The 5,837-nt window shown below is 73.7% G+C and carries 7 protein-coding genes; all 7 read left to right on the top strand.

What is annotated here, in order from left to right; genetic code table 11:
* Positions 1 to 314 precede the first annotated feature (314 nt).
* A complete protein-coding gene (locus AC0CYZ_RS25765; RefSeq protein WP_472220648.1) occupies positions 315 to 944 on the top strand; it encodes a cysteine dioxygenase in 630 nt (209 codons plus the stop codon).
* Complete coding sequence (locus tag AC0CYZ_RS25760; RefSeq protein ID WP_472220646.1) at positions 941 to 1,363, top strand: rhodanese-like domain-containing protein; 423 nt, start codon at positions 941 to 943, stop codon at positions 1,361 to 1,363. Before AC0CYZ_RS25765 ends, AC0CYZ_RS25760 begins: the two co-directional genes overlap by 4 nt.
* 83 nt (positions 1,364 to 1,446) lie before the next feature.
* Positions 1,447 to 3,117 (top strand): acyl--CoA ligase family protein, encoded by a 1,671-nt coding sequence (locus tag AC0CYZ_RS25755; protein WP_472220644.1) that lies wholly within the window; start codon positions 1,447 to 1,449, stop codon positions 3,115 to 3,117.
* Between the two features lie 65 nt (positions 3,118 to 3,182).
* Entirely contained in the window at positions 3,183 to 3,689 is a 507-nt protein-coding gene (locus AC0CYZ_RS25750) for a hypothetical protein (RefSeq protein ID WP_472220642.1), read from the top strand.
* A gap of 101 nt (positions 3,690 to 3,790) precedes the next feature.
* Positions 3,791 to 4,144, top strand: coding sequence for a hypothetical protein (locus tag AC0CYZ_RS25745; RefSeq protein ID WP_472220641.1), 354 nt, complete (start codon positions 3,791 to 3,793; stop codon positions 4,142 to 4,144).
* Entirely contained in the window at positions 4,141 to 4,713 is a 573-nt protein-coding gene (locus AC0CYZ_RS25740; RefSeq protein ID WP_472220639.1) for a hypothetical protein, read from the top strand. The genes AC0CYZ_RS25745 and AC0CYZ_RS25740 overlap by 4 nt, the downstream gene beginning before the upstream one ends.
* Positions 4,714 to 4,775: 62 nt before the next feature.
* A partial coding sequence (locus tag AC0CYZ_RS25735) for an MFS transporter (RefSeq protein ID WP_472220637.1) occupies positions 4,776 to 5,837 on the top strand: 1,062 nt, incomplete at its 3' end.

Here is a 5,837-nt window from a genome sequence, read left to right as displayed (position 1 = left end):
CTCGAGCGAGGCGGGGTCGGGCACGTCGTCCAGGCTAGGTCGGCCCCCCGACACCCTGCCCGTCGGCGGACCGCCCCCCGGACGCGCACGCCACCCCGTGGTGACGGGCGGGACGCGTCGTGGTGGAATCTGCGTCGTGATCCGCGGCGCCGAGCTGGACCCCTTCTGGGTGGGTCGCCGCGCGTCCGTGTTCGACCAGCGCTGTCGCTGACGACGACACCCGTTCCCCGCCGTGGCACCGCCCCGGGGGACGCCTCTCCGGCCGCACGCGCACCCCGGTGGCGGCCGTCGACCACCCGAGGACCTCGTCCGTCATGACCACCGCCGTCCGCCCGACCACGCCCGGCCCGACCTCGCTGTCCTTCCTGCCCCGCTCCCTGCACGGCGACCGCCGTCGCTGGCACGACGGCCCGACGCCGGTGAGCCTCGCCGACCTCACGACGATCACCCGCCAGGTCGCCGCCGAGGTGGCCGCCGGGATGCACGAGGTCCGCGTCGACCACACCCACCGCTGGTCACGCCGCCTGCACGCCGACCCGCACCTCGACGTCTGGCTCATCAGCTGGGCCACGGAGCAGGCCGCGGAGCTCCACGACCACGGGGGCTCGATCGGCGCGCTGACCGTCGTCCGCGGCGAGCTGACCGAGTGGCGCTGGACCTCCGGCCGGTCCGACGACGCCGAGATCACGCCGGAGGAGCTCGCCGTGGCCGGGCCGGGCCTGCGCCGGCGCGCGCTGTCGGCCTCCTCCGGGGCGGCCTTCCCGCTCGGGCACGTGCACGACGTCTCCAACCGCCGCAGCGAGCCCGCCGTGAGCGTCCACGCGTACTCGCCCCCGCTCTCGACGATGTCCTACTACGGGGTCGAGCGGGGCACCCTGATCCGGACGCGCTCCGAACTGGTCGAGCCCGGGGCGTCCCCGGAGGGCGGCGAGGTGCTGGCGTGACGACCATCTCCGAGGTGCTGGCCGCGGCGCGGGCCCGGCTGACCCGGCTGGCGCCCACCGACGCGGCCGCCGCGGTGCTCGACGGGGCCCGGCTGGTCGACATCCGGCCGGGCTGGCAGCGCCTCGCGGAGGGCACGGTGCCGGGCGCGGTCGTCATCGAGCGCAACCACCTGGAGTGGCGCCTCGACCCCACCTCCGACGCACGGATCGACGCGGCGGTCGACCACGACGTCGCCTGGGTGGTGCTCTGCTCGGAGGGCTACACGTCCTCGCTGGCCGCCGCCGCGCTGCAGGACCTCGGCCTCCACCGGGCCACGGACGTCGTCGGTGGGTACCGGGCGTGGGAGGCCGCGGGCCTGCCGACGGCGCCGGGGTCGGACGCGCCGCCGGAGTACGCCGCGTCGCCCGGCGGGCACTGACCCGGGCCCACGCAGGGGTACCGGCCGCGTCCGCAGCGTGACGGCGCTGTCCCGGGCCCCCGAGGGCTGCTTTGATCGGCGTCATGACGCGCGAGACCTGGATCACCGAACTGACGCCGCTGTCGTTCCTGGCGCGCTCGGCGGGGGTGTACCCGGACAAGACGGCGATCGTCCACGGGTCGGCGCGCTGGACCTACGCGCAGTTCGCCCGGGACGCCCAGCGGCTGGCGCGGGGCCTGCGCGCGTCGGGCGTCGGGCCGGGGGACCGCGTCGCGTGCCTGCTGCCCAACGTGCCGGCGATGCTGCACGCCCACTTCGGGGTGCCGCTGGCGGGCGCGGTGCTGGTCGCGGTGAACACGCGCCTCTCGGCCGAGGAGGTCCGCTACATCCTCGATCACTCCGGCGCGACCGTGCTGGTCGTCGACTCGGCCCTGATGGCCGCCGTCGACCCGATCCGGGAGAGCCTGGCGAGCGTCCGCGAGGTCGTCGTCCACGTCGACCCGGAGGGTCCCGACGCGGGATCCGGTGCGGACGGCTACGCCGAGCTGCTGGCGCGCGGCGACGACGGCGAGGACCTGCCCTGGGCCGTCGACGACGAGCGCGGCACGATCTCGATCAACTACACGTCGGGCACCACCGGCAAGCCCAAGGGCGTGCAGTACCACCACCGCGGGGCCTACCTGAACTCCCTCGGCGAGATCATCCAGAGCTACCACGACCCGGCGACGGTCTACCTGTGGACGCTCCCGATGTTCCACTGCAACGGCTGGTGCACGCCGTGGGGCATCACCGCGATCGGCGGCACCCACGTCTGCCTGCGCGAGGTCCGCGGCGACGCCATCTGGGCGCAGATCGGCGAGCACCGCGTCACCCACCTCAACGGCGCCCCGACCGTCGTCACGACGATCATGAACGCGCCCGAGGCCCGGACCCTCGACTACGCCCTCGTGGTGACGACGGCGGGCGCCCCGCCCAGCCCGACGACGATCCTCGAGATGGAGCGGATGGGGTTCCGCATCGTCCACGTGTACGGCCTCACCGAGACCTACGGCCCCTACACGGTGTGCCAGTGGCAGGACGCGTGGGCGGAGCTGTCGGACACCGAGCGCGCCAAGCTCCAGTCCCGCCAGGGCGTCGGCATGATCCAGACCGACGCGGTGCGCGTGGTCGAGGTGCTGGACGAGGCGAGCGGAGCGACGGGGGATGGCGCAGCGGAGTACGACCCGGCGTCGGTCGAGCTGGTCGACGTCCCCGCCGACGGCACGACGATGGGCGAGATCGTCATGCACGGCAACAACGTGATGTCGGGCTACTACCGCGACCCGGACGCGACGACGAAGGCCTTCGCCGGCGGCTGGTACCACTCGGGCGACCTCGGGGTGATGCACCCCGACGGCTACGTCGAGCTCCGCGACCGCGCCAAGGACGTGATCATCTCCGGCGGCGAGAACATCTCGACCGTCGAGGTGGAGCAGGCCGTGCTCTCGCACTCCGCGGTGCTCGAGGCGGCCGTCGTCGGTGTCCCCGACGAGCGCTGGGGGGAGCGGCCGAAGGCGTTCGTCGTCCTGCGACAGGGCAGGACGGCCGAGCCCGACGAGATCATCGAGCACGTCAAGACGGCCATCGCGCGCTACAAGGCGCCGCGCGAGGTGGAGCTCATCGAGGAGCTGCCGAAGACCTCCACCGGGAAGATCCAGAAGTTCGAGCTGCGCGCCAAGGAGTGGGGCGGGCAGGAGCGGCAGATCCGCGGCTGACCGTCGCCTGGCGTCGTGGTCACGAATCGGTAACGATGGACGCCGTCGAACCGATGGGACCACTGATGAGCCTTCCGACGGATCCGTTCGCCGCGCCGTCCAGCGGTCCGATCGTCCTCGCGCGTGCCGACGACGCCCCGCCGGCCACGGGCACCCGCGCTCGACGTCGGGCGCTCGTGGTCGCGACCGGCACGGTCGCCCTCGGCGCCGCGGTCGTCGGGGTGACCCTCGGCACCGTCGACGCGCCGGAGCTGTCGTCGGCGGCGTCGACCGTCGCGCCGGCCGCCGGCGCCGCGGCGACCCTGGCCCCGCCCGCCGTCGGGGCGCCCATCGTGCCGGCGACCCCCGCCCCGCCACCGGTGACGACGCGCGCGATCCCGGCCGCAGACGCCACGTCGACCCGCAGCCACCCCACGGCGCGGACCACCACCGACCGCGAGGCGCGTGCGGCGGCACTCGCCCGCGCCGCGCGGCTGCGCGAGCGGGCCTGGGAGCGGGCGGTCGAGCGGGCCCTGGTGGCGCGCGCCGGGGCGGTGCGTGCGCACGGCCACGGGCACGGCCACCACCGCTGACCGGTCCCGCCGTCCGTAGGGGCACGGCCGGACCCGGGCGCGGGAGCGCTCGCCGGACCGTGCACCATGCGTACGACGCGCAGGACAAGGAGTCAGCACCCGTGAGCGAGCAGTTCGCCGAGCAGGCCGACGTCGTCGTCGACAACGACACCTCCGCCCTCGACGAGGAGCCGTCGGTCCTCCTCGACGAGGACCGGCTGGACGCCGATCCGCTCGAGGACGGCATGGACACCACCGAGGGCTACAGCCGAACCACCCGGCTCGGTGGCGCCGAGGACGCCGAGGACCAGGACGCCCTGGCCCACCGCATCCCCCAGGAGGAGCCCGACGTCGTCGCCGAGGAGCCCCCGGCGCGCCCGGTCGCGGCGACCCCGGCGATGGACCTCGACGAGTCCGTCGACGACCCGGCGAACGCCGTCGACGAGGTGGACGACCCGCTGGCCGAGCAGGAATGACCCTGCCCACCGTCCCGCCGGTCCTGCGCGACCGCCGCCTCCAGCTGGCGGCCGCGGCCGTGGTGCTCGTGCTCGTCGTGTTCGCGGTGGGCGCCCTCGTGGGCGGCTGGCGGCCGTTCACGAGCGAGCCGGACGTCTACACGTTCGGCCCCGACGGTGACCTCCCGGCCTTCGCGCTCTTCGACGGCCAGTGCGCCAGCGGGAAGCTCGGCGCCGGCGCGTCGTACACCTCGGGATCCGACACCCCGTGCGGCGACCCGCACGACGTCGAGGTGGTCGGGGCCACCACGCCGCTCAACGAGAGCCGCCAGGTCGGCTATCCGGGGGCCGGGCCGATGGCCGACTTCGGCCGGGCCTACTGCGCGATGGTGGCGGCGTCCGGCCAGGTGGCACCGACCGCGAGCGGGGTGGACCGCTCCGCCCTGACGGTGGCCGCGATCGTCCCGAGCGAGGCGACCTTCGATGCGCCGAACGGGCCCTACGCGGGGTCGTCCGGGGGGCGCCTGGTCTCCTGCGTGATCACCCGCTCGGACGGACAGAAGCTCACCGATCGTTTCTCGGTGATCTGAGACGTTCCGCTCGGAGAAGACGGTCTTGCCCGGATCGGGTGTGACGCGCACCATTCCGTGCCATGGCGACCAGTGCCGGGGCTCCTGACCTGACCGATCCGGCGATCCGGCGACGCGTCAAGCGGCGCGCGGTCGTCGCCAGCACGGTCGGGACCACGATCGAGTGGTACGACTTCTTCCTCTACAACACCGCGGCCGCGCTGGTCTTCGGGCCGCTGTTCTTCAACAACTCGGCGGCCGGCGGCGTGCTGCTGGCGTTCTCGACCCAGTTCGTCGGGTTCGCCGCCCGCCCGTTCGGCGCCGCCCTCTTCGGTCACTACGGCGACCGGATCGGACGCAAGTACTCCCTGATCGTCACGTTGCTGCTCATGGGCGGCGCGACGGTGCTCATCGGGTGCCTGCCGACCTTCGCCACCATCGGCATCTGGGCGCCGATCCTGCTGACCCTGCTGCGGATCGTGCAGGGCATCGGGGTCGGCGGCGAGTGGGGCGGCTCGGTCCTGATGTCCATGGAGTGGGGCACGCGCAAGCAGCGCGGGCTGATGGCGGCCTGGCCGCAGGCGGGCGTGCCCATCGGGCTGGCCCTCGGCACCGCCGTCGTCTACTTCTTCTCCGGTCCGGGCTTCCTCTCCGGCGGGTGGCGCTGGCCGTTCCTCGCCTCGATCGTGCTCATCGGCATCGGCCTGTTCGTGCGGCTGACGGTGCTGGAGTCGCCGGCGTTCGCGGCGCTGCGCACCCGCGGCGCGGTCGCGAAGCTGCCCCTGGTGGACACGCTGAAGTACCAGTGGCGCGACGTCCTCAAGGCGATGTTCGTGCGCACCGCCGAGCAGGCGCCGTTCTACCTCTTCACCTCGTTCGTGCTGGTGTACACGACGAACACGCTGAAGCTGCAGCGCGCGGACGTGCTGCTCTACGTGATGCTCGGTGCCGCGATCGGCCTGGTCTCCGTGCCGCTGTTCGGGTACCTCTCCGACCGCTTCGGGCGGCGGCTCGTCTACGGGACCGGCGCCGTGCTCGTCGGTCTGTTCGCGTTCCCGTACTACGCGTTGCTCGACTCCCGCGTCGGAGCGGTGGTGGCGCTCGCCATCGTGCTCAGCCTGCTCTTCCACGACATCTTGTACGGC

This window comes from Actinomycetospora sp. (assembly GCF_055612215.1).
This window is presented reverse-complemented; position numbering and strand designations above follow the sequence as displayed.

Excerpts from the sequence above, each read along its gene's own strand:
- AC0CYZ_RS25765 (WP_472220648.1), top strand. The coding sequence starts at position 315 with ATGACCACCGCCGTCCGCCCGACCACGCCCGGCCCGACCTCGCTGTCC.
- AC0CYZ_RS25755 (WP_472220644.1), top strand. The coding sequence starts at position 1,447 with ATGACGCGCGAGACCTGGATCACCGAACTGACGCCGCTGTCGTTCCTG.
- AC0CYZ_RS25750 (WP_472220642.1), top strand. The coding sequence starts at position 3,183 with ATGAGCCTTCCGACGGATCCGTTCGCCGCGCCGTCCAGCGGTCCGATC.
- AC0CYZ_RS25740 (WP_472220639.1), top strand. The coding sequence starts at position 4,141 with ATGACCCTGCCCACCGTCCCGCCGGTCCTGCGCGACCGCCGCCTCCAG.